The organism is Sphingomonas gellani (assembly GCF_900110035.1).
GTDB lineage: Bacteria > Pseudomonadota > Alphaproteobacteria > Sphingomonadales > Sphingomonadaceae > Sphingomonas > Sphingomonas gellani.
In genome coordinates, this window is record NZ_FOCF01000001.1 from 296,155 (window position 1) to 317,116 (window position 20,962).

General features: G+C 67.6%; 22 protein-coding genes. 11 read left to right on the plus strand and 11 right to left on the minus strand.

What is annotated here, in order from left to right:
* Positions 1 to 13 precede the first annotated feature (13 nt).
* Entirely contained in the window at positions 14 to 598 is a 585-nt protein-coding gene (phaR, locus tag BMX37_RS01560; protein WP_093663712.1) for a polyhydroxyalkanoate synthesis repressor PhaR, read from the plus strand.
* Complete coding sequence (locus BMX37_RS01565) at positions 595 to 789, plus strand: hypothetical protein (RefSeq protein ID WP_093663713.1); 195 nt, start codon at positions 595 to 597, stop codon at positions 787 to 789. The genes phaR and BMX37_RS01565 overlap by 4 nt, the downstream gene beginning before the upstream one ends.
* A gap of 27 nt (positions 790 to 816) precedes the next feature.
* Here the strand turns inward: BMX37_RS01565 and BMX37_RS01570 are convergent, their stop codons facing one another.
* Both BMX37_RS01570 and BMX37_RS01575 read right to left on the minus strand, forming a co-directional pair.
* Positions 817 to 2,046, minus strand: coding sequence for a hypothetical protein (locus BMX37_RS01570; RefSeq protein WP_244501336.1), 1,230 nt, complete (start codon positions 2,044 to 2,046; stop codon positions 817 to 819).
* 58 nt (positions 2,047 to 2,104) lie between these two features.
* The gene (locus BMX37_RS01575; protein ID WP_170841789.1) at positions 2,105 to 3,640 is read right to left on the minus strand and encodes a TadA family conjugal transfer-associated ATPase; all 1,536 of its coding nucleotides are present in this window, start codon (positions 3,638 to 3,640) and stop codon (positions 2,105 to 2,107) included.
* Positions 3,641 to 3,929: 289 nt separating this feature from the next.
* Here BMX37_RS01575 and BMX37_RS01580 point away from each other — a divergent pair, with 289 nt between their 5' ends.
* From BMX37_RS01580 to BMX37_RS01600, 5 genes are all read left to right on the plus strand, one after another.
* On the plus strand, positions 3,930 to 4,490 hold the full coding sequence (locus BMX37_RS01580) for a F0F1 ATP synthase subunit delta (protein WP_093663714.1): 561 nt from the start codon (positions 3,930 to 3,932) through the stop codon (positions 4,488 to 4,490).
* 24 nt (positions 4,491 to 4,514) lie between these two features.
* The gene (gene atpA / locus BMX37_RS01585; protein WP_093663715.1) at positions 4,515 to 6,044 is read left to right on the plus strand and encodes a F0F1 ATP synthase subunit alpha; all 1,530 of its coding nucleotides are present in this window, start codon (positions 4,515 to 4,517) and stop codon (positions 6,042 to 6,044) included.
* A gap of 74 nt (positions 6,045 to 6,118) precedes the next feature.
* Positions 6,119 to 7,006, plus strand: a complete 888-nt coding sequence (locus tag BMX37_RS01590) for a F0F1 ATP synthase subunit gamma (RefSeq protein ID WP_093663716.1) — start codon at positions 6,119 to 6,121, stop codon at positions 7,004 to 7,006.
* A 26-nt stretch (positions 7,007 to 7,032) separates the two neighbouring features.
* A complete protein-coding gene (gene atpD, locus BMX37_RS01595; RefSeq protein ID WP_093663717.1) occupies positions 7,033 to 8,514 on the plus strand; it encodes a F0F1 ATP synthase subunit beta in 1,482 nt (493 codons plus the stop codon).
* On the plus strand, positions 8,514 to 8,768 hold the full coding sequence (locus tag BMX37_RS01600; RefSeq protein WP_093663718.1) for an ATP synthase F1 subunit epsilon: 255 nt from the start codon (positions 8,514 to 8,516) through the stop codon (positions 8,766 to 8,768). The genes atpD and BMX37_RS01600 overlap by 1 nt, the downstream gene beginning before the upstream one ends.
* Positions 8,769 to 8,798: 30 nt before the next feature.
* Here BMX37_RS01600 and BMX37_RS01605 read toward each other — a convergent pair whose 3' ends face one another.
* Both BMX37_RS01605 and BMX37_RS01610 read right to left on the minus strand, forming a co-directional pair.
* The gene (locus BMX37_RS01605; protein ID WP_093663719.1) at positions 8,799 to 9,245 is read right to left on the minus strand and encodes a Cas5 family CRISPR-associated protein; all 447 of its coding nucleotides are present in this window, start codon (positions 9,243 to 9,245) and stop codon (positions 8,799 to 8,801) included.
* Positions 9,246 to 9,556: 311 nt separating this feature from the next.
* Positions 9,557 to 11,725, minus strand: a complete 2,169-nt coding sequence (locus BMX37_RS01610) for a primosomal protein N' (RefSeq protein ID WP_093663720.1) — start codon at positions 11,723 to 11,725, stop codon at positions 9,557 to 9,559.
* Between the two features lie 77 nt (positions 11,726 to 11,802).
* Here BMX37_RS01610 and BMX37_RS01615 point away from each other — a divergent pair, with 77 nt between their 5' ends.
* Positions 11,803 to 12,711: a tyrosine recombinase XerC gene (locus BMX37_RS01615; protein WP_093663721.1), complete on the plus strand. Its 909-nt coding sequence runs from the start codon at positions 11,803 to 11,805 to the stop codon at positions 12,709 to 12,711.
* 12 nt (positions 12,712 to 12,723) lie between these two features.
* Here BMX37_RS01615 and BMX37_RS01620 read toward each other — a convergent pair whose 3' ends face one another.
* The 4 genes from BMX37_RS01620 to rsmI form a co-directional block, all read right to left on the minus strand.
* Positions 12,724 to 13,323, minus strand: coding sequence for a DedA family protein (locus tag BMX37_RS01620; protein WP_093663722.1), 600 nt, complete (start codon positions 13,321 to 13,323; stop codon positions 12,724 to 12,726).
* An 8-nt stretch (positions 13,324 to 13,331) separates the two neighbouring features.
* Entirely contained in the window at positions 13,332 to 14,288 is a 957-nt protein-coding gene (gene gshB, locus BMX37_RS01625) for a glutathione synthase (RefSeq protein ID WP_093663723.1), read from the minus strand.
* Positions 14,289 to 14,423: 135 nt separating this feature from the next.
* Complete coding sequence (locus BMX37_RS01630; protein WP_093663724.1) at positions 14,424 to 14,810, minus strand: YraN family protein; 387 nt, start codon at positions 14,808 to 14,810, stop codon at positions 14,424 to 14,426.
* Positions 14,811 to 15,018: 208 nt separating this feature from the next.
* The gene (gene rsmI / locus BMX37_RS01635; RefSeq protein WP_093663725.1) at positions 15,019 to 15,873 is read right to left on the minus strand and encodes a 16S rRNA (cytidine(1402)-2'-O)-methyltransferase; all 855 of its coding nucleotides are present in this window, start codon (positions 15,871 to 15,873) and stop codon (positions 15,019 to 15,021) included.
* Between rsmI and BMX37_RS01640 the strand changes: the two genes are divergently transcribed.
* The gene (locus BMX37_RS01640; RefSeq protein WP_244501375.1) at positions 15,866 to 17,083 is read left to right on the plus strand and encodes a penicillin-binding protein activator; all 1,218 of its coding nucleotides are present in this window, start codon (positions 15,866 to 15,868) and stop codon (positions 17,081 to 17,083) included. The genes rsmI and BMX37_RS01640 overlap by 8 nt on opposite strands.
* On the opposite strand, the gene hemW is transcribed toward BMX37_RS01640, so the two are convergent.
* On the minus strand, positions 17,073 to 18,245 hold the full coding sequence (gene hemW, locus BMX37_RS01645; RefSeq protein ID WP_093663726.1) for a radical SAM family heme chaperone HemW: 1,173 nt from the start codon (positions 18,243 to 18,245) through the stop codon (positions 17,073 to 17,075). The two genes, BMX37_RS01640 and hemW, sit on opposite strands and share 11 nt — an antisense overlap.
* 23 nt (positions 18,246 to 18,268) lie before the next feature.
* On the opposite strand from hemW, the gene BMX37_RS01650 reads away from it, so the two are divergent.
* Together BMX37_RS01650 and BMX37_RS01655 are read left to right on the plus strand one after the other, a co-directional pair.
* Positions 18,269 to 18,823, plus strand: coding sequence for a CAP domain-containing protein (locus BMX37_RS01650; RefSeq protein ID WP_244501337.1), 555 nt, complete (start codon positions 18,269 to 18,271; stop codon positions 18,821 to 18,823).
* Positions 18,824 to 18,884: 61 nt separating this feature from the next.
* On the plus strand, positions 18,885 to 19,583 hold the full coding sequence (locus BMX37_RS01655) for a hypothetical protein (RefSeq protein ID WP_139197930.1): 699 nt from the start codon (positions 18,885 to 18,887) through the stop codon (positions 19,581 to 19,583).
* 16 nt (positions 19,584 to 19,599) lie between these two features.
* Here the strand turns inward: BMX37_RS01655 and rdgB are convergent, their stop codons facing one another.
* Together rdgB and rph are read right to left on the minus strand one after the other, a co-directional pair.
* On the minus strand, positions 19,600 to 20,235 hold the full coding sequence (gene rdgB, locus BMX37_RS01660) for an RdgB/HAM1 family non-canonical purine NTP pyrophosphatase (protein ID WP_093663729.1): 636 nt from the start codon (positions 20,233 to 20,235) through the stop codon (positions 19,600 to 19,602).
* On the minus strand, positions 20,232 to 20,948 hold the full coding sequence (rph, locus tag BMX37_RS01665) for a ribonuclease PH (RefSeq protein ID WP_093663730.1): 717 nt from the start codon (positions 20,946 to 20,948) through the stop codon (positions 20,232 to 20,234). Before rph ends, rdgB begins: the two co-directional genes overlap by 4 nt.
* Positions 20,949 to 20,962 lie beyond the last annotated feature (14 nt).

Sequence of the window (20,962 nt, forward strand, 5' to 3'; positions counted from 1 at the left end):
AGAGGGGGCGTCCATGAAGAAGCAGCAGCCCGGACAGGGGCCCGTGACGATCAAGAAATACGCCAATCGGCGGCTCTATAATACCGAGACGTCGTCCTACATCACGCTGGAACATCTGGCCGCGATGACCCGCGCGGGCCGCGACTTCAAGGTGGTCGACGCCAAGACCGACGAGGACATCACCCACAGCGTCCTAACCCAAATCATCATGGACGAGGAAAGCCGTGGCGAGACCATGCTGCCGGTCAACTTCCTGCGCCAGCTGATCGGCATGTATGGCGGCTCCATGCAGGCGATGGTGCCGGGATATCTGGAAGCGTCAATGGACAGTTTCCGGCGCAACCAGGATCAGTTCAAATCGGCGGTGGAGGGCGCGTTCGCGGGATCGCCCTTTGCGGAAATCGCCAAGCAGAACATGGCGATGTTCGAGGCGGCCGCGAACGCGTTCGGCTCTGCGGCCACCGGTGCAGGTGCAGCCGCGGGTGGCCTTGGTCCCACGCCGGCCGCTCCGGATGCGGGCGGAAAGGACGAGGAGATTGCCGCGTTGCGGGCGGAACTCGGCAAGCTGCAGGACAAGATCGAGAAGATGGGGCATTGACCCCGCCGCTGCCGCTGCCGTGGATGGCGGCGGCCTGTGCGCTGGTCGTCGCGCTCGGCGCCGCGTTCGGGGAGCGGCGACGGCGCCTGCGTCGCGACCCGGACCGTGTGGGCTGGGTGGACTGGCCGGCGGTGCAGCTGTTCGCGCTGATGGCCGCGATCCTGCTGGCGGGCATCGGTCTGCATGCGTGATCGGCGACGCGGTCGAACCGCTCGCGGTTAGTAGAAGCGGGCCAGCGTCAGCAGCCGCGTCTCGCCATCGCACAGGCCGAGCGTCACGCGCGTGCCGGGCGCGCCGACGGACCAGGTCGCCAGCGTGCTGCCGGGATAATCGGCGGGGATGGGCTGGCCGTTGATGGTGCAGATCTCGTCGCCGTCGTGCCAGCCGGCCGCAGCCGCCGGACCGCCGCGCATGACGTGCAGCACACGCAGCCGGTCGCGAACCAGCCCGACCAGCAGGCCGCTGGTCGAGCGGAGTGGAGGCTGATAGGCCTTTGGTCCGGGCTTCAGCACCATGCGCCCGGCGCCTGGATCGAGCAGTACGCGGTAGTTCTGGAGGAACCCCGATCCAACGCGGCCGGCCGTGCCGATCGATTGGGAAAAACCGTTGGCGGGTTCGATCCGCGTCTCGACCTCCCTTGCGACCAGCTGTCCCAGCTTGAGTCCCGGCACCACCGCCAGGTCGCTGATCATGGATCCGGCCAGTCCGAACGAGATCGCGGTGGTGGTTGGCAACCGCGACAGCCCGGCCGCCGTCCAGTCGCCGCGCGACACGGTGATCGACGATCCGTCGCCGGTATCCACGACCACCGGGCGCAACCGACGATTGCCCAGCGTCAGTTCGCTTTCGTACACGCGCCGCGCCGGCGAAACGGAAAGCGGCGCGACGGAGCCGACAAAGGGCATGCGTCCCGACAGCAACAGGCGGAACCGGCGGTTCTCGTAATCGATGTCCAGCGCCTGAGCGCCGATCAGGTCGCGCCCGACGAGCAGATCGACGGCGGTGCTGCTGCCGGTGGCGAGGGCAGGCAATTGCGCCACCGTCACGCCGCCGCCGGTGCGGACCAGCCCGCCAACCGCGAGGGTCTGGGTCGGCATCCAGTCGATCGGAACCGCCCCGCCGATCGCGGTCGCGCTACCGCCGGGTTTCAGCTTCGTGGCGTCCACCGCAGGCGATCCCCGGCCGAGCACGGAATAGCTGACGCCCGTGTCGAGAATGGCAGTCACCGGACGTCCGTCCAGCGTCATGGTGAACCGGATCTGGTTGCCCGGCGTCAGGTCGAATGGGACCCAGCGCGCCTCCGTATCGGGCGTCAGGGTCGCGGTGCCTGCGTCGCGCGCGGCGATCGGGACCGGAACCTCGGCAGGCGGTCGTGACGCCGATGCCAGGGCCGCGACGGCGGCCAGCGGGACGGGAGCAATCATCAACAGGAACGGCAACGCGCGCATCACCGGTCGCCCTAGCGGTTCGATGCGCCCGCGTTAAGCCGCATCGGCGTCGACCCCGTTAAAGGCAGGCTTCCAGATAAGCTTGGTCGAAACCGAACTGCTTCGCCTTTTCCAGCGTGTAGGGGCGCAGGCCCATGGAGCGGTATTCGCCGATGATCTTGCCGTCGCTGCTTTCGTCCAGATACTCGAACTTGAACAGTTCCTGTGTGACGATCACGGGACCTTCCATGCCGATGACTTCCGTCACGTTGGTCACGCGGCGGGAGCCATCGCGCAGGCGCTTGACCTGGATGATGAGCTCGACGGAGTCGGCGATCTGGCGGCTGATCGCCTCCTTCGGCACCTTGATGTCCGACATCATCACCATGTTCTCCATGCGTGCCAGCGCCTCACGCGGGGAGTTGGCGTGCAGGGTGCACATCGATCCGTCATGGCCGGTGTTCATCGCGGCCAGCATGTCGAAACATTCGGCGCCGCGAATCTCGCCCAGGATGATGCGGTCCGGGCGCATACGCAGCGCGTTCTTGACCAGGTCGCGGATGCTGATCTCGCCCTGACCCTCCAGGTTCGCGGGCCGGGTTTCAAGCGGCAGCCAGTGCGGCTGTTGCAGGCGCAGTTCCGCGGCGTCCTCGATCGTCAGCACGCGTTCGCCGGGGTCGATCATCTTCGACAGGGCGTTCAGCATCGTGGTCTTGCCCGAGCCGGTGCCGCCGGAGATCACCACGTTGAACCGCGACGCGCCCGCGATCTTCAGCGCGGTCGCCATTTTCGAGCTCATGCTGCCGAAGCCGGCCATCATGTCCAGCGTGATCGGCTTGGCGGAGAATTTGCGGATCGAGATCGCCGTGCCCTTCAGGCTGAGCGGCGGGACGATGACGTTGACGCGGCTGCCGTCCTTCAGGCGGGCGTCGGCGAGCGGCGTGGTCTGGTCGACGCGGCGGCCGACCGAGTTGCAAATGCGCTGCGCGATCTGGAACAGATGCTCCTCGTCGCGGAACTGGATCTGCGCCAGCTCCAGCTTGCCCTTGCGCTCGATATAGGTCTGGTCTGGGCCGTTGACCATGATGTCGGACACGTTGACGTCGGCGAGAAGCTCCTCGAGCGGGCCCAGGCCGAGCAGTTCGTCGACCAGCACCTTTTCCAGCGCGAACTGTTCGCGGCGGTTCAGCGTCAGCTTCAGTTCGGCCAGCACCTCGCCGATGATCGGCCGGAATTCCTCGGCCAGCTCATCCTTGCCCAGTGTCGCCGCCGCTTCCGGGTCGACGCGTTCCAGCAGGCGGGGCAGCACCTGTTCCTTGATCTTGTGGATCGAGGATTCGAAACCTTCGATCCGGCTGCTGCCGGCATCGCCGGACTGCGCCTGCCGGTCGGCCAGCCGTTGCATGGCGTCGATCGCTGGAGTGGCCGACATCGGGTCGGGCGTGCCCAGCGTGTCCGCGCCAAGCGGCGGCAGCATGTCGAGCGGGGGGAACTGGCCGCCGGTCTCCGGCTCGGTGCGCGGGCCGGTGCCCGTCTGCATGGGCCGCGCGACCCCGAAGGCGGGTCGGCCCGGCCCCGCGCCACCCATTCCGTTGCGACGCCCGAACGCGCTCATGCCACATCCATCCCGTTGATCCCGCGCAGATGCCTAGGCATGAAGGCTTGAGAATTGCCTAACCATTCCGGCAGTTGCTCGTGGCGTGTCACGCCCTTGCGCGAGCGCGTCGAAAGGAAGCGCCGGGGTGGCCCGGCGCCTTTGCCCGTTCACACCCGCTGTCCGATGCACGGGTCCGCTTGCATCGATCGGAGGCCCATGCTAGCCGCCGGGCACCCCATCAGGGCGCCTTGTCTGTGCGCCCTCTTGTGCCATGGGCTAACCGATTGTTGAACAAGGAACCCATCGCGTGGAGGCATCCGGCGGTATTCAAGCGAGCTTAGGCGGGCGTTACGCCTATGCCCTGTTCGCACTGGCGGAAGAATCGAAGGCGATCGACCGGGTCGAACAGAGCCTGCTGCAGGTGCGCGATGCGCTGAACGGGTCCGCCGATCTGCGCGACCTGACGCACAGCCCGCTGGTCACGCGTGCCGACGCGACGCGGGCGGTGATCGCCACCGCCGACCAATTGGGTCTGGATGCCACCACCCGCAGCTTTCTGGGCGTGCTGGCGGAGAACCGCCGCTTGGATCAGCTACCCGCGATCGTGCGCGCCTTTCGCCAGTTGGCCTCGCGCCACCGGGGCGAGCAGACCGCTGAGGTCACCAGCGCGCATCCGCTGAGCGACGATCAGGTTGCCGAGCTGAAGCAGCAGCTGCGGGTCCGCGTCGGTCGTGACGTCGCGGTGGAGCTGTCGGTCGATCCCGAACTGCTCGGCGGGCTGGTCGTCCGCATCGGGTCCCAGATGATCGATTCCTCGATCCGGACCCGTCTCAATTCTCTCGCGCATGCAATGAAGGTCGGCGGCTGAACGCCGCTTGGAAGGGCTAAGAACATGGATATCCGCGCCGCAGAAATCTCCCGGGTCATCAAGGACCAGATTGCCCATTTCGGCAACGAGGCCCAGGTCTCCGAAACCGGTCAGGTGCTGTCGGTCGGCGACGGCATCGCGCGCATCTATGGCCTCGACAATGTCCAGGCGGGCGAGATGGTCGAGTTCGCCAACGGCGTGCAGGGCATGGCGCTGAACCTGGAAGCGGACAATGTCGGCGTGGTGATCTTCGGCTCCGATGCCGAGATCCGTGAGGGCGACACGGTGAAGCGCACCGGCACCATCGTCGACGTGCCGGTGGGTAAGGGCTTGCTCGGCCGCGTCGTGGATGCGCTGGGCAACCCGATCGACGGCAAGGGTCCGATCGATGCCGCGCACCGCAGCCGCGTGGAGGTGAAGGCGCCGGGCATCATCCCGCGTCAGTCGGTGTCCGAGCCGATGCAGTCGGGCCTGAAGGCGATCGACGCGCTGGTGCCGGTCGGCCGTGGCCAGCGCGAGCTGATCATCGGCGACCGTCAGACCGGCAAGTCCGCCGTCGCGATCGACACCTTCATCAATCAGAAGGGCGTCAACGCCGGTTCGGACGAAAAGAAGAAGCTGTACTGCGTTTATGTCGCGGTCGGTCAGAAGCGTTCCACCGTGGCGCAGCTGGTGCGCACGCTGGAGGAGCAGGGTGCGATGGAATATTCCATCGTGGTCGCCGCCACCGCGTCCGACCCAGCGCCGCTGCAGTTCCTCGCGCCGTACACCGGCTGCGCGATGGGCGAGTATTTCCGCGACAACGGCATGCATGCGCTGATCGTGTATGATGATCTGTCGAAGCAGGCGGTGGCGTATCGCCAGATGTCCCTGCTGCTGCGTCGTCCGCCGGGCCGTGAGGCGTATCCGGGCGACGTGTTCTATCTCCACTCGCGCCTGCTGGAGCGTGCCGCGAAGATGTCGGACGCGAATGGCGGTGGATCGCTGACGGCGCTGCCGATCATCGAGACGCAGGCGGGCGACGTGTCGGCGTACATCCCGACCAACGTGATCTCGATCACCGACGGCCAGATCTTCCTCGAAACCGACCTGTTCTTCGCGGGCATCCGTCCGGCGATCAACGTCGGCCTGTCGGTCAGCCGCGTCGGTTCCGCCGCGCAGACCAAGGCGATGAAGAAGGTGTCGGGCTCGATCAAGCTGGAGCTGGCGCAGTATCGCGAGATGGCGGCGTTCGCGCAGTTTGGGTCGGACCTCGACGCCTCGACGCAGAAGCTGCTTAACCGCGGCGCGCGCCTGACGGAGCTGTTGAAGCAGCCGCAGTTCAATCCGCTGCCTTTCGAGGAGCAGACCGCGTCCATCTTCGCCGGTACCAACGGCTATCTCGACACGGTCGCCGTGAAGGATGTGACGCGGTACGAGGCGGCGATGCTGTCCGAACTGCGCTCCAACCATTCGGACGTGCTGGCGTCGATCCGCGACACGCGCGATCTGGGCGACGAGGCGAAGGGCAAGCTGAAGGCGGCCCTGGACCAGTTCGCGAAGACGTTCGCATAAACCCTTGTGCTCCCGCGCTTTAGCGGGAGCCCAGCCTGGGTCCTCGGTGACACGGGGACACAAGAAGGAAGACAATGGCGTCTCTGAAGGCCCTGAAGCTTCGCCGGGAGTCGGTGAAGTCGACGCAAAAGATCACAAAGGCGATGAAGATGGTCGCCGCCGCCAAGCTGCGTCGTGCGCAGGAGGCGGCGACGAACGGCCGTCCCTATGCCGAGCGGCTGGAGCGTGTGGTGGCCAGCCTGGCGAGCCGCCTGGGCGGCGGGGCCGGGGTGTCGCCGTTGCTCGCGGGCACCGGCAAGGATCAGGTCCATCTGCTGGTGGTGGCAACGTCGGAGCGCGGTCTGGCCGGTGCGTTCAACACCAACATCGTGCGCGCCGCGCGTCGTCGTGCCGAGGATCTGATCGCTCAAGGCAAGACAGTGAAATTCTTCCTGGCCGGCAAGAAAGGCCGCGTGCTGCGGCGTCTCTACCCGAACGCGATCGTGGCCGATCCCGACCTATCGGGCATCAAGACGGTCGGCTTCGGCGATGCCAAGGCGGTCGCCGACGACCTGCTGCGCCGCTATGCGGCCGGCGAGTTTGACGTGGCCGAGCTGTTCTACGCCAAGTTCGTGTCGGCGCTGGTGCAGGAGCCCGTCGGGCAGCAGATCATCCCGGTGTCCGCCGCAACGGTGAACCCGCAGGCGGCCGCCGCACCGGTCGCCGATGCGGTGGTGGAGTATGAGCCGTCCGAGGAGGAAATACTCGACGAGCTTCTCCCGCGCAACGTGACGGTGCAGGTGTTCCGCGCGATGCTGGAGAACGCCGCCTCCGAACAGGGCAGCCGCATGAACGCGATGGAGAACGCCACGCGTAACGCGGGCGACATGATCAAGCGCCTGTCGATCCAGTATAATCGCGCACGTCAGGCCGCGATCACGACCGAGCTGGTCGAAATCATTTCGGGCGCGGAAGCGCTGTAAGAACATTCGAAGCAGGAAGAATCGTCATGGCAACCGTCGCTGAAGACATCCGCCCGACCCAGGATACGGGTAAGACCAACAATGTGGGCCGCGTCGCGCAGGTCATCGGCGCCGTCGTGGACGTGCATTTCGACCAGAACCTGCCGGCGATCCTGTCGGCGCTGGAAACGGACAACAACGGCAACCGTCTGGTGCTGGAAGTCGCGCAGCATCTGGGCGAGAACACCGTCCGCACCATCGCGATGGACTCGACCGAGGGTCTGACGCGCGGTCAGTCGGTGCACGACACCGGCGCGCAGATCTCCGTGCCGGTCGGCCCGGCGACGCTCGGCCGCATCCTGAACGTCGTGGGCGAGCCCATCGACGAGCGTGGTCCGGTCACCACCGACCTGCGCGCGCCGATCCATGCGAAGGCGCCCGAGTTCATCGACCAGTCGACCGAAAGCGCGATCCTCGTCACGGGCATCAAGGTCATCGACCTGCTCGCGCCCTATGCGCGCGGCGGCAAGATCGGCCTGTTCGGCGGTGCCGGCGTCGGCAAGACGGTGCTGATCCAGGAACTGATCAACAACATCGCCAAGGGTCATGGCGGCGTGTCGGTGTTCGCAGGCGTCGGTGAGCGGACCCGTGAGGGCAACGACCTGTATCACGAGTTCCTCGACGCAGGCGTCATCGCCAAGGATGCCGAGGGCAATGCGACGCCGGAGGGCAGCAAGGTCGCTCTGGTGTTCGGCCAGATGAACGAGCCGCCGGGCGCCCGCGCCCGCGTCGCACTGTCCGGCCTGACCATCGCGGAATATTTCCGCGATCAGGAGGGGCAGGACGTTCTGTTCTTCGTCGACAACATCTTCCGCTTCACCCAGGCGGGCGCCGAGGTGTCGGCACTGCTCGGCCGTATCCCGTCGGCGGTGGGCTACCAGCCGACGCTGTCGACCGACATGGGTGCGCTGCAGGAGCGGATCACCTCGACCAACAAGGGCTCGATCACCTCGGTGCAGGCGATCTACGTGCCGGCCGACGACTTGACCGATCCGGCGCCCGCAACCTCGTTCGCGCACTTGGACGCCACCACGACGCTGAGCCGTGCGATTTCGGAGCTGGGCATCTACCCGGCCGTCGATCCGCTCGACTCGACCAGCCGCGTGCTGGAGCCGCGCGTCGTTGGCCAGGAGCATTACGACACCGCCCGTGCTGTGCAGTCGCTGCTCCAGCGCTACAAGTCGTTGCAGGACATCATCGCGATCCTGGGCATGGACGAGCTGTCCGAAGAAGATAAGCTGACTGTGCAGCGCGCCCGCAAGATCCAGCGCTTCCTGTCGCAGCCGTTCCACGTCGCGGAAGTGTTCACCGGCATTTCCGGCAAGTTCGTGCAGATCGAGGACACGATCCGCTCGTTCAAGGCGGTCGTCGATGGCGAGTACGACCATCTGCCTGAGGCGGCCTTCTACATGGTCGGCGGCATCGACGAGGCGGTCGCGAAGGCCGAGAAGATGGCCAAGGACGCGTAATGGCGCTGCATTTCGAACTGGTCACCCCCGAGCGCCTGGTGCGCTCGGAGGAAGTCCATATGGTCGTGGTTCCAGGGACCGATGGCGATTTCAGCGTGCTGGAGGGCCATGCGCCCTTTATGTCGACCATCCGCGACGGCGCACTGTCGATCTACCGCACCAAGGACGGCGCGGCGGAAACCCTGCCGATCCGCGGTGGCTTTGCGGAGGTGAACGCCACCGGGCTGACCGTGCTGGCGGAGCAGCTCTCCTAAGACTTGCCACGGTCTTGGCTTGGTGAGGAGCTAGCTTGCCAAGGTAAGCTGGTCCGGCGGCGGTATGTCGATCACGCCATCGTGCATCATTGCGCGGAAGAACCTGCGCGACGATCGGTGCACGTCATAGGGCATCCAGCCAAGATCGATCGTGCCGCTATTCGCGAGACCGTTGACTGGCCAGTCATCGTCTCCCCGAATCTTCAATGTCGCCGGGAAGTCCGCGATCCCCAGATGTACGGCAGTTTGCGCGTCCAAACGATGGCCGGTTGAGACTGACGGCCCGACTGCCGTCAAGATGTACTCGACATTGCGCAGGACCAGTGCGCGCCTTTCGCCTCGGCCCGTGGTGACTGTGTCCCATTCCACCGAAATGGGCGCAACAACCTCTATCCGTGACAGGTCGCACCTGTTTCCATATACGGTAGCGAGCACTTGACGCGCAACCGTCGGCGGCATGACGTCATAGGTGATCAAGTCTGCGGCAAACTCGAGACGGCGGAAGCACGCTCAGTCTTCGCAACAAAAAGGCGAGTCGCAGGGACTAAACGATGTGTGTGCCACGTTTCTAGCGCGCTCGTCGTAACAGTTGCGTTTCAGATGACACGTTCTGGCGACGACTGACCGTTGTCAAATGCCGACTTGCCTTCAGCTCTCTGTTCCGACGGCGACTCGGAGAGCTGATCTCATGATCATGTCAGCTTAGGTCACTGCGGATCGCATCGGCTGCCACATAATGACTGGGCTGCAAGTTCCTGTTGCAACGGCGCGTCAGCGCACTTGGCCCGTCAAAGGAAGTTGTACGGGTCCACATCGACGGTGACGCGCGCCTTGGCGGGCCAGTCCAGCCCGCCGAGCCATTCGCGAATGACATCCTGAACGTCGAGGGCCCGTCTGGCATGGACAAGCAGGCGGTAGCGGTGCCGTCCACGCAGCATCGCCAACGGGGCCGGGGCGGGGCCGTACACCACCATGCCATCGACGCGCGGCGCATTGCGGCCGACCATCACGGCGGTCTGGTGGGCGCAGGCCTGATCCTCCGAGGACACGACGATGGCGGCGTAGCGGCCGAAGGGCGGGGCGTCGGCGTCGCGACGCGCCTCTGTCTCCGCCGTGTAGAAGGCTTCTGTATCGCCCGTGACCAGCGCCTGCATGACCCGCGCGGCCGGGCTGTGCGTCTGGATCAGAACATGGCCGGGCTTCTCGCCGCGACCGGCGCGGCCGGAGACCTGACGGATCTGCTGAAAGGTCCGCTCCGCCGCGCGAAGGTCGCCGCCCTCCAGCCCCAGGTCGGCATCCACCACGCCGACCAGCGTCAGGTTGGGGAAGTGATAGCCCTTCGTCACCAATTGCGTGCCGACGACGATGTCGATGTCACCGGCCTCCATGCGCGCGACGAACTCGGCCGCCTTGGCTGGTGACCAGATCGTGTCGGATGTGATGACCGCCGCCTTCGCCTCGGGGAACAGCAGCGCGACCTCGTCCGCGATGCGCTCCACGCCCGGGCCGCACGCGACCAGGCTTTCCTCGTTTGCGCATTCCGGGCAGGCACGGGGCACCGGTTCGACATGGCCGCAATGATGGCAGGCAAGGCGGCGCGTCAGGCGGTGTTCCACCATCCATGCGGTGCAGTTGGGGCATTGAAAACGATGCCCGCAGGTGCGGCACAGCGTCAGCGGCGCGTAACCACGCCGGTTCAGGAACAACAGCGCCTGCTCCCCGCGCGCGAGCGTCTCCTCCATCGCTGACACGAGCTGCGGCGCGAGCCAGCGGCCGCGTTCCGGTGGGGAGCGGAGCAGGTCGATCGCCTCGATCGTCGGCAGTTCCGCCGCCCCGTAACGGCCCGGCAGCTTCAGTTCGGCATAGCGGCCGAGTTCGACCTGGTGGCGCGTCTCAATCGCGGGGGTGGCGGATGCGAGGATCACCGGGCACCCCTCGAACCGGCCGCGCATCACGGCGACGTCGCGCGCGTGATAATGAACGCCCTCCTCCTGCTTGAAGCTGGTTTCGTGCGCCTCGTCGACGACGATCAGGCCCGGATTGCGATATGGCAGGAACAGCGCGGATCGCGCACCCACGGTCACCAGCGCGTCGCCGCTCGCGATTGCGCGCCATGCGCGGCGGCGCTGGGTCGATCGCAGTCCGGAATGCCACGCCACCGGCTCACAGCCGAAGCGCGCGGCGAAGCGCTTCAGGAAAGGCTCGGTCAGGGCGATCTCGGGCAGCAGGACCAGCGTCTGCCGCCCTTGGCGGATCGCCTCCGCCACCGCCTCGAAATACACCTCGGTCTTGCCGGATCCGGTGACGCCGTCGAGCAGGGTGGGGCGAAAGCGGTGGGCGGCGACGTCGGCGACCAGCGTGTCGGCGACGGTGCGCTGATCGCCGGACAAGTCGGGCTGATGATGGGTGGGATCGGGAGCCGGATACGGGCTGTCGATCGCGACCTCGACCGCCTCCAGCGCACCCGCCTTAACGAGTCCACGGACGACCGCATCGGACACGTCGGCGATGTCGGCCAGCTCGCGGATCAGCCCCTGACGCTCGCCGATCCGGTCCAGCGCCTGTTCCCGCTGCGGCGTCAGGCGAGGGGGGACTACCCCGGTGGCGCGGTACTCGATCGCGGTCCGGGTGCCCTCCAGCGCGGACGTCGAGGCCAGCGCCATGCGCAGCACCGCCGCAGGGGGGGCGAGGTAATAATCCGCCGTCCACTCTATCAGCCGACGCAGCGGCTCTCGCAACGGCGGAACGTCGGCGGCGGCGAGCAGGGGGCGCAGGCGGTTGTCGCCCACCTCCGCATCGGAGGGCATGCGATCCGCCTCCCACACCACGCCGAGCAATTGGCGCGGGCCCAGCGGTGCCACGACGATCGATCCCGGCTCCACCGCCATGTCGGCGGGAACGCGGTAGTCGAGTGGGCCGAGAGCGGCGTTGAGGAGGAGGACGCGGGCACGCTGCATCGTTCGCCCATATGGGGGCGAACCGGCGCTGACGGAACCGCCTTTCGCCTCCACGCGGGGAGTGGCATGCGTCGGCGATGGAACGGACTGACGCGGGGCCGGTGACGATCGCGGCCGCATGGGGGCAGCATCTGGCACGCGACCGGCGGCGCTCGGTGCATACGGTGCGTGCCTATGTCGCGACGGCGGCGCGGCTGACCTCCTTCCTGCAACGGCATTGGGGTGGCCCGGTCACGCGACAGGCGCTGGCAAAGGCGACGGCGGCGGACCTGCGCGCCTTTCTGGCGGAGCGGCGCGGGGATGGGCTGGGCAACAACTCGGCCGCGCGCGAGCTGTCGGCGATGCGCGGTTTCCTGTCGTGGGCCGGGGAGGGGGCGGGGTCCGTGCCCCGGCTGCGCGGTCCCAAGGTCAAGAAGGGGGTGCCGCGCCCGATCTCTCCCGATGAGGCGCTCGCGCTGGCCGGTGACGTGGCGGACGAGGCGCGGGAGCCGTGGATCGGCGCGCGCGACTGGGCCGTGCTGTTGCTGCTGTACGGCGCGGGACTGCGGATCGGGGAGGCGTTGGGTCTGACCGCCGCTGTGCTGCCGCTGGGCGAGACGTTGAGCGTTGTCGGGAAGCGCGCGAAGACGCGCGTCGTGCCGCTGTTGCCGCAGGTCCGCGCGGCGATGGAGGCCTATGCCGAACAATGCCCTTGGCCGCTGCCGCGTGACGGCGCCCTGTTCCGAGGAGCCAAGGGCGGCCCGCTGGCGGCGGGCGTCGTGCGCCATTCGGTGCAGGCGGCACGCGGACGGTTGGGGCTGGGGGAGCGCACCACGCCGCATGCGCTGCGACACAGTTTCGCCACCCACCTGCTGGGCCGTGGCGCGGACCTGAGGTCGCTGCAGGAATTGCTCGGCCATGCCAGCCTGGGTTCCACCCAGGTCTATACCGCGGTCGACGCCGCCCACCTGCTCGACGTGTATCGCAACGCTCACCCGCGTGCGTAAGGGCGCCCGGGATCAGTCGCGCGGACGCCAGGTGGCAACGCGATAGGCATAGCCACCGAGCATCGCGACGGTCAGCGCGATCGCGGCCGGTCCGACATAGCGGTCGATGGCATGGAAGTTCTCATCAAGATACTCGCCTGCCAGCGCGAGCAGGCTGTTCCAGATGATGCTGCCCACGAAGGTCCATAGCAGGAATCGCACGATGCCCATCCGCGTCATGCCCGCCGGCAGCGAGACGAGGGTGCGGAAGGCCGGCATGAAGCGGAATACGAAGATGACCCAGTTGCCGCGCTTCACGAAGAAGCTGTGCAGTCGCTCCACGTCGCTCCATTGCATCGTCAGCCAGCGACCGTGGCGTTCGATGAACGGGCGGAAGCGCTGGTAACCGACCTGCCGGCCCAGCGCGTACCACGCGTAATTGCCGGCCGTAGTTCCAGCACTGCCCCACAGGATCAGCGGCACCAGCGCCATCTGCCCGCGCGCGACCGCCATGCCGCCCAAGCCCATGATGACCTCGGACGGGATCGGCGGGATGATGTTCTCCAGCGCCATCAGCAGGAAGATGCCGAGATATCCTCCCCATGCGATGGCATCGACGATGAAGTCGGTCATCCCGTCGTTCAGCCCCGCGCGGTCACCCTTCGTTCGATCGCGTCCCAGATCAGGCCGGCGACGTCAGTGCCGTCGAACCGTTCGATGGCGACGATGCCGGTGGGGGAGGTGACGTTGATCTCCGTCAGCCACTCGCCGCCGATGACGTCGATGCCGACGAACAACAGGCCCCGCCGCTTCAATTCCGGACCGAGCGCCTCGCAGATCTCCTGCTCGCGCGGCGTAAGTTCGGTCTTTTCGGCCGAACCGCCCACCGCCAGATTGGATCGGATCTCTCCCTCTCCCGGCAGGCGGTTGATCGCGCCCGCGACCTCCCCGTCGATCAGCACGATGCGCTTGTCCCCCTTCGCCACCGCAGGCAGGAAGGCCTGCACCATGTGCGGTTCGCGCCAGGTCTGGTTGAACACCTCCATCAGGGCGGACAGGTTGGCGCCGTCGGAGCCGACGCGGAAGATCGCCTTGCCCCCGTTGCCGTGCAGCGGCTTTACGACGATCTCGCCATGCGCCGCCAGGAACGCCCGCGCCTCATCCAGCGAACGCGTGACCAGCGTCGGCGGCATGAAACGGGCATAGTCGAGGACGAAGACCTTTTCCGGCGCATTGCGGACGGAGGCGGGATCGTTGACCACCAGCGTCCGGTCGGCGATCCGCTCCAGCAGATGGGTCGCTGTGATGTAGCCCAAGTCGAAGGGTGGGTCCTGACGCATCAGCACCACGTCCGCGTCCTCACCCAGATCGAGCGACACGGTATCGCCGAACCGGAAATGCGCGCCCTCCACCCGCTCGACCGTGACGGGATGAGCCTTCGCCCACACGCGTCCGTCGCTGTAGTTCAGATCCTCGGCCAGATAATGGAACAGGCGATGACCCCGCGCTTGCGCCGACAGCATCAATGCGAAGGTCGAATCGCCCGCGATGTTGATCGTGGCGAGCGGGTCCATCTGGACGGCGACGGAAAGGGTCATGCGTGTTCCCTGGGATGCTGGCGTAACGGGCGGATAACGGCCGGCGGCCGCTTCATGTCCGGCGTGGGAGCGCGAATCGCGTCATCGTGTTCATCTAGGCTGTCGTTCCCCGGCAGGACAGCCTGCGCGCCGCGCTCATCCGATCCAGGCGTTCTCGATGTGGCGCGGCCGGGTGCCCGGGGCGAGCAGAACCACGTCGACGCGGATGTCGTCGCCCGGTCCGGCATAGACGGGCATCAGCACCTCCGCCGCCGCCGCCACGCGCGCGAGGCGACCATGATCGATGGCGAAGTCCAGCTCGGCGGCGGTAGCGCGGGTCTTGACCTCCACGAACGCGACCAGGTTGCCACGCCGGGCGACCAGGTCGACCTCGCCAGCAGGAGTGCGGACCCGGCGATCAAGGATGCGCCAGCCCTTCAGCCGCAGCCACCATCCGGCCAGCCGCTCTCCGCGACGCCCGGCCTCCTCCGCTGCCAGCCGGCTCTGGCGCGAGCGGGGTTGTCGGGGTGAGGCGGTGCGCATGCTGTCGGCGTGCCGGAACCTGCGCTTTCGCGCAAGGCTATGCCTGATCGGCAGAGCAACCCGCCTCAGAGGGCTGGAGCCAAGCGGCTAAGTCAACGTGAGGGCTATCAGCCTGCTAAGCGACGATTATGCTGCCTGCCGATTGCTGCGAGCACGCCGGGCTCAGCATTGGCATCAGTCATCTTGCCGCAATACCTTGTTCAACCGCTCAGTCCGATGCGGCGGCCTTCATCTCCAGCGCGCGGGCGTAGAGCGCCTTGCGATCCAGCCCGAGCCGTTTGGCGACGTCGCCTGCGGCCTTGGAGGCGGGGAGGCGGGTAAGCGCTTCGGCGAGCGCGGCATCGGCGTCCTCCATGCTGGCCGGCGCCGGATCGCCCGGTGGTGCGACGACGATGACGATCTCGCCCTTGGGCGGGGCGTTTTCATACCTGGCGGCCAGGGCGGACAGGGTGCCGGTCACGGCCTCCTCGAAACGCTTGGTGATCTCCCGCGTCACCGCCGCCTCGCGGTCGCCTAGCCCCGTCGCCAGGGCGGACAGGCAGGCGGACAGGCGCGGACCCGATTCGTACAAGACCAGCGTGGCGCGCACCGTCGCCACCTCCGCCACCGCGTCGGCGCGCGCCTTTTCCTTGGCCGGCAGAAAGCCCATGAACAGGAAGCGGTCGGTGGGCAGGCCGGCCAGCGTCAGCGCGGCGACCGCGGCACAAGGGCCAGGGATCGTCACCACCATATGCCCTGCCGCCCGTGCATCCCGGACCAGCTTGTAACCGGGGTCGGAGATCAGGGGCGTGCCGGCGTCGGATACGAGCGCCACCGCCTCGGTCGCCAGGCGTGCGAGAAGCGCGGGGCGCACCTGATCGGCATTGTGGTCGTGATAGGGCTGCATGGGGCGCTTCACCCCGATGTGGCGCAACAGGCCGGCGGTGACGCGGCTGTCCTCCACCGCCAGCAGGTCGGCTCTCGACAGGATATCGGCGGCACGCGGCGACAGGTCGCCGAGATTGCCGATCGGCGTCGCAACGATGTACAGGCCGGGATCAAGGGGAATCATGGGTATGGTCATGGCAGAGCCGAACGGCGGGACGCAACGGGCCGCAACGCGCGGCGGGCGCTGGCGGCGCTGGACGGCATTGGCGGCCGCGTGCCTGCTGGGCGCGTGTCAGACGCTGGTCCCGCGCGGGCCGGTCGAGGCGCCGACGACGCAGCGGCCGAGCGCCGGTCGCCCCGCCGAGCGCCCACAGCCGGGTGTCGAGCCGGGCATCCCGAACGATGTCGCACGCCACCGGATCGCGTTGCTGGTGCCTCTGTCGGGCAGCAATGCGGGCGTGGGTCAGTCGATCGCGAACGCCACCATGCTCGCGGCGCTGGACACGGGCAGCGACCAGTTGCGCATCACCAATTACGACACGGCGAGCGGCGCGGCGGCGGCGGCGCAGCGGGCGATCGCCGATGGGGCGCAGTTGATCCTGGGGCCGTTGCTGGCCGAGGATGTGCGCGCGGCGTTGCCGGTGGCACGTGCGGCGGGTGTACCCCTGCTCAGCTTTTCCAACGACACGGGCGTGGCCGGCAACGGCGCGTACCTGATGGGCTATGCACCGGCCCAGTCGATCGCGCGGGTGGTGGATTACGCCAAGGGGCGCGGCGTCACCAGCTTTGCCGGGCTGGTCCCGAACGGCTTGTACGGAGAGCGCGCGTCGACAGCGTTCCTGCGCGCCGTGGAGGAAGCGGGCGGCCAGGTGAACTCGCTCCAGACCTATGCGCGGGGTACGATCCCGGCTGCGGTCGCGCGCCTGAACGCGAAGGCACCCTATGGCGCGGTGCTGGTGGCGGATTCCGGCGCGACGGCTGCCGCTTCGGCTGCGGGCGTGCGGCGGGCCAGCCCCGGCGTGCATCTGCTCGGCACCGAATTGTGGAACTCCGAAGCGTCGATCGGCGGCCGCACGGCGCTGAACGGTGCATGGTTCGCCAGCGTGTCGGACGATCTGTACCGGCAATATGCCACCAAATACCGCGCGCGCTTCGGCACCGCGCCGTACCGCCTGTCCAGCCTGGGTTATGACGCGGTGCTGCTGACCGTCCGGATCGCGCGGGACTGGCCGATCAACCGCCCGTTCCCCGAAGCGCGGCTGCGCGATCCGGGCGGCTTTGCGGGGATCGATGGCGCGTTCCGCTTCGGCCGGGACAGCGTGGCCGAACGCGCGCTGGAGGTGCAGGAGATTCGCGGCGGCAGCGTCGTCGTGGTCTCTCCCGCGCCGGGCGGCTTCACGCGCTGACCGGCGCCTCAGCGACCAGCATCGGCAGGATCGCGTCCAGCAACAAGGCGCCGGCCTCCGTGACACGGAGCCGGTCGCCCTCCCTCGCGACGAAGCCCTGAGCCGACAAGGTTTCGAGCGCGCGCGCGTCGATCGGCGCTTCGCCGCCCGCTAGTGACCCGACGCGGGCCAGCGACACGCCCTCCGACAGGCGCAGGCCCATCACCAGCGCCTCCGTCGCGCGGGTCGCGGGGGACAGCGGCTCCTCCACCTCGATGCCGTGGCCGTTGCGGTCGACCGCCGCCAGCCAGTTCTCCGGCTTCTTGCGCCGCACCGTGGCCAGGCGTCCGCGCCGGCCATGTGCGCCCGGACCGATGCCGGCATAATCGCCGTACCGCCAATAGGTCAGGTTGTGCCGGCTCTCCGCCCCCGGTTGGGCATGGTTCGACGTCTCATAGGCCGGCAGGCCGGCGGCGGCGGTCATCGCCCTTGTCGCCTCGAACAAATCGGCGGCGGCATCGCCATCGGGGATGTGCAGCCGCCCAGCCGCTGCGTCGGTGGCGAAGCGCGTGCCCGGTTCGATGGTGAGTTGATACAGCGACAGATGCTCGGTGCCAAAGGACAGGGCGCGGGTCAGCTCCGCCTGCCATGCCGGCAGCGATTGATCCGGGCGGGCGTAGATGAAGTCGAGCGAGACGCGGGCGAAGTTCTCCTGCGCGACGCGAATCGCGGACAGCGCCTCCGCTGCGTCATGCGCGCGGCCGAGGAAGCGCAGGGCTTCGTCGTCCAGCGCCTGGATGCCCAGCGAGACGCGGTTCACCCCTGCCGCCGCAATGTCCGCGAAGCGCGCCGCCTCCACCGAGGAAGGGTTGGCCTCCAGCGTGATCTCTACCCCTGGATCGAATCCCCAGGCCCGCTCCGCCGCGTCCAGCACGGCGGCGACGGTGGCTGGCGGCATCAGTGACGGCGTACCGCCGCCGAAGAACACCGACCCGATCCGCCGCCCCGGCAGCATCGCTGCCTCATGCGCGAGGTCCGCAAGCAAGGCGTCGCGCCAGCGGTCCTGGTCGACCTGCGCGCGAACATGGCTGTTGAAATCGCAATAAGGGCATTTGGCGACGCAGAACGGCCAGTGCACGTACAGGGCAAGGGGCTCGTCGGTCGTCGGTAAAAAGGCGTTCATGATTTCGACCTATGGGTGGTCGCATGTCGAAACGCCACCTGGCCTTGATCGCCGCCGTGCTGCTGATCGCATGCGAGGACGCGCCGACGCGGGTTGTGGAGCCCTGGCCCGACGCCAGGCCGGTGCAGCGTGGCGAGCCGTTCATGCAACAGGCGTTGCTGGCCGCTCATAACCGCGCACGTCAGGAAGTCGGCGTCCAGCCGCTCAGCTGGGACGATCGTCTGGCAGCCCATGCGCTCTCCTATGCACAGGCATTGGCGCGCACCGGCCGGTTCGAACATGCGGTGCAGTCGGTCGGGCCCGATCAGGAGGGCGAGAATTTGTGGACCGGCACGCACGACGCTTATGGATATGACGAGATGATCAACTATTGGTCCGGTGAGCGCGCGCAGTACGTCAACGCCGCGGTTCCCGCGATCAGCCGGGCCGGCAACTGGCATGCGACCGCACATTACAGCCAGATCGTCTGGCGCGGCAGTTCGCGGGTTGGATGTGCCGTGGCGAGCAACCGGACCGATGATTTTCTGGTGTGTCGTTACTGGCCGGCGGGTAATGTCGTGGGCGTGCGCGCGTTCTGACGTGACAACGCCGCGTTAAGCCGGATCGGTAGGTGCACACCGATCGAGCGGAGGATCGGCAATGACGCGTCTATGGCCCTCTCTGTTGCTGCTCGCGCTGGCGCAACCAGCCTTTGCACAGACTGCGCCCTTTTACGGTCCGGCCAAGCGTTGGCACGGTGTCGGTTACAAGTTCGGCTACGAGGATCGGTTCGACAAGGACGGGTCCTGGCGGGTCGACGCGGCCGTGCGGACCGGCGATGCCGCGGCTGTCGCCATCCATCGCATGGCCGAGCGGGCGCGCGAGCAGGGGTACGCCTATGTCTATCTGCTGGGCGGCCGGACCATCCGCGCGCGCGGCATCAATCAGGCGTTCGTGTACGCGGTGCCCAGCCATGCCGCGACCCCGCCGGTCGCCTGCCCGCCACGCTTCGTCAAAAGCTGTTACATGGCGAGTGTCGACCGCCTGCTGGCGGCACTGCGCGGCGTCGACGGTACGCAGCCGGGCGTGCAGGTGCCCCATGCGAGGGACGGCGTCGGGCGGGCCGTCTATCAGTCGCCCTATGGCCTGGGTAGGATCGGCACGGCCGAACAGCGGCAGGGCACTGGCGGCAGCGTCATGACCGACGTTCTGCCGATTCGTCGGGTCGTGACGGCTTCGTTGCCGCCGACCCAAGCGCCCGCTGAAACCGCCGCGCAACAGCGCTTCGCCCGCGCCTTGAAGGCCAATCAGCCGGTCAGGGGTCGCGACGCCAAGCTGGGCTGGACGATCAGCGACTGAGCCGAAGAGGCGCCGATCAGAAGACCGCCGAGACCAGCTGGCGGAACGCGTCGGCACGGTGGCTGATCGCGTGCTTTTCGGCCGGGTCCAGCTCGGCATAGCTGCGCTCGTGACCGTGCGGTACGAAGACGGGGTCGTACCCGAAACCGACCGTGCCGCGCGGCGGCCAGGTCAGCCGCCCCTCGGCACGCCCCTCGAACCACTCGACGTGACCATCGGGCCAGGCGAGCGCCAGGACGCAAACGAAATGCGCGTCGCGGCTGGCGTCGGGACCCTTGGTCGACAGGGCGTCCTCCACCTTCTGCATCGCCAGGTTCCAGTCGCGCCCGTTCGGGGTTTCCGCCCAGTTCGCGGTGTACACGCCCGGGTCGCCGTTTAGCGCGTCGACGCACAGGCCGCTGTCGTCGGCCAGGGCGGGCAGCCCCGACAGGTCTGCGGCCTGCATCGCCTTCAATTCTGCATTCGCGACGAAGGTGGTGCCCGTTTCCTCCGGCTCCGGCAGGTCCAGCTCCGCCGCCGACACCGCGTCGATGCCATAGGGGGCGAGCAGGTCGCGAATCTCGCGCACCTTGCCGGCATTGTGGCTGGCGATCACCAGCCTGCCGGGTTTCAGCTTGCGGATCGCCTGGCGTCCTTCGTCGCGCACGCTCATCGCCCGACCGCCAGATCCTGCGCGGCGAAGATCTCCGTCGCGCCCATGCGGGCAAGGCGCAGCAGGCGCAGCAGCGCCTCCTCGTCGTAGCAGGCACCCTCTGCGGTCGCCTGCACCTCTGCGAAGCGGCCATCCTCCAGCAACACGAAATTGCCGTCGGCGTGCGCGTTCGAATCCTCGTCGTAATCGAGGTCGAGCACGGGCGTGCCCTCATAGATGCCGCAGGACACGGCTGCGACCTTTTGCTGTAACGGATCGGTGGTCAGCTTGCCGTCGCGCATCAGACCATCGATCGCCATGCGCAGCGCCACCCATGCGCCGGAGATGGAGGCCGTGCGCGTGCCGCCGTCCGCCTGGATCACGTCGCAATCCAGCGTGATCTGCCGCTCGCCGAGCAGCTTCAGGTCTGTCACGGCGCGCAGCGATCGGCCGATCAGGCGCTGGATTTCCTGTGTCCGGCCCGATTGCTTACCCTTCGCCGCCTCGCGGCTGGAGCGGGTATGGGTGGCGCGGGGCAGCATGCCGTACTCGGCGGTGACCCAGCCCTCTCCCTTGCCGCGAAGAAAGGGTGGGACACGCTCCTCGACGGAGGCGGTGACCAGCACCTTCGTATCGCCGAAGCCGATCAGAACCGATCCCTCCGCATGGCGGGTGAAGCGGGGTTCGATGGTGATCGCGCGCATCTGGTCGGGGGCGCGGCCGCTGGGGCGCATGATGTGTTCCTTTC

Coding starts and splice junctions, on each gene's coding strand:
- phaR (WP_093663712.1), top strand. CDS start 14: ATGAAGAAGCAGCAGCCCGGACAGGGGCCCGTGACGATCAAGAAATAC.
- BMX37_RS01570 (WP_244501336.1), bottom strand. CDS start 2,046: ATGCGCGCGTTGCCGTTCCTGTTGATGATTGCTCCCGTCCCGCTGGCC.
- BMX37_RS01575 (WP_170841789.1), bottom strand. CDS start 3,640: ATGAGCGCGTTCGGGCGTCGCAACGGAATGGGTGGCGCGGGGCCGGGC.
- atpA (WP_093663715.1), top strand. CDS start 4,515: ATGGATATCCGCGCCGCAGAAATCTCCCGGGTCATCAAGGACCAGATT.
- BMX37_RS01590 (WP_093663716.1), top strand. CDS start 6,119: ATGGCGTCTCTGAAGGCCCTGAAGCTTCGCCGGGAGTCGGTGAAGTCG.
- atpD (WP_093663717.1), top strand. CDS start 7,033: ATGGCAACCGTCGCTGAAGACATCCGCCCGACCCAGGATACGGGTAAG.
- BMX37_RS01600 (WP_093663718.1), top strand. CDS start 8,514: ATGGCGCTGCATTTCGAACTGGTCACCCCCGAGCGCCTGGTGCGCTCG.
- BMX37_RS01610 (WP_093663720.1), bottom strand. CDS start 11,725: ATGCAGCGTGCCCGCGTCCTCCTCCTCAACGCCGCTCTCGGCCCACTC.
- BMX37_RS01615 (WP_093663721.1), top strand. CDS start 11,803: ATGGAACGGACTGACGCGGGGCCGGTGACGATCGCGGCCGCATGGGGG.
- BMX37_RS01620 (WP_093663722.1), bottom strand. CDS start 13,323: ATGACCGACTTCATCGTCGATGCCATCGCATGGGGAGGATATCTCGGC.
- gshB (WP_093663723.1), bottom strand. CDS start 14,288: ATGACCCTTTCCGTCGCCGTCCAGATGGACCCGCTCGCCACGATCAAC.
- BMX37_RS01630 (WP_093663724.1), bottom strand. CDS start 14,810: ATGCGCACCGCCTCACCCCGACAACCCCGCTCGCGCCAGAGCCGGCTG.
- BMX37_RS01640 (WP_244501375.1), top strand. CDS start 15,866: ATGGTCATGGCAGAGCCGAACGGCGGGACGCAACGGGCCGCAACGCGC.
- rsmI (WP_093663725.1), bottom strand. CDS start 15,873: ATGACCATACCCATGATTCCCCTTGATCCCGGCCTGTACATCGTTGCG.
- hemW (WP_093663726.1), bottom strand. CDS start 18,245: ATGAACGCCTTTTTACCGACGACCGACGAGCCCCTTGCCCTGTACGTG.
- BMX37_RS01650 (WP_244501337.1), top strand. CDS start 18,269: ATGTCGAAACGCCACCTGGCCTTGATCGCCGCCGTGCTGCTGATCGCA.
- BMX37_RS01655 (WP_139197930.1), top strand. CDS start 18,885: ATGACGCGTCTATGGCCCTCTCTGTTGCTGCTCGCGCTGGCGCAACCA.
- rdgB (WP_093663729.1), bottom strand. CDS start 20,235: ATGAGCGTGCGCGACGAAGGACGCCAGGCGATCCGCAAGCTGAAACCC.
- rph (WP_093663730.1), bottom strand. CDS start 20,948: ATGCGCCCCAGCGGCCGCGCCCCCGACCAGATGCGCGCGATCACCATC.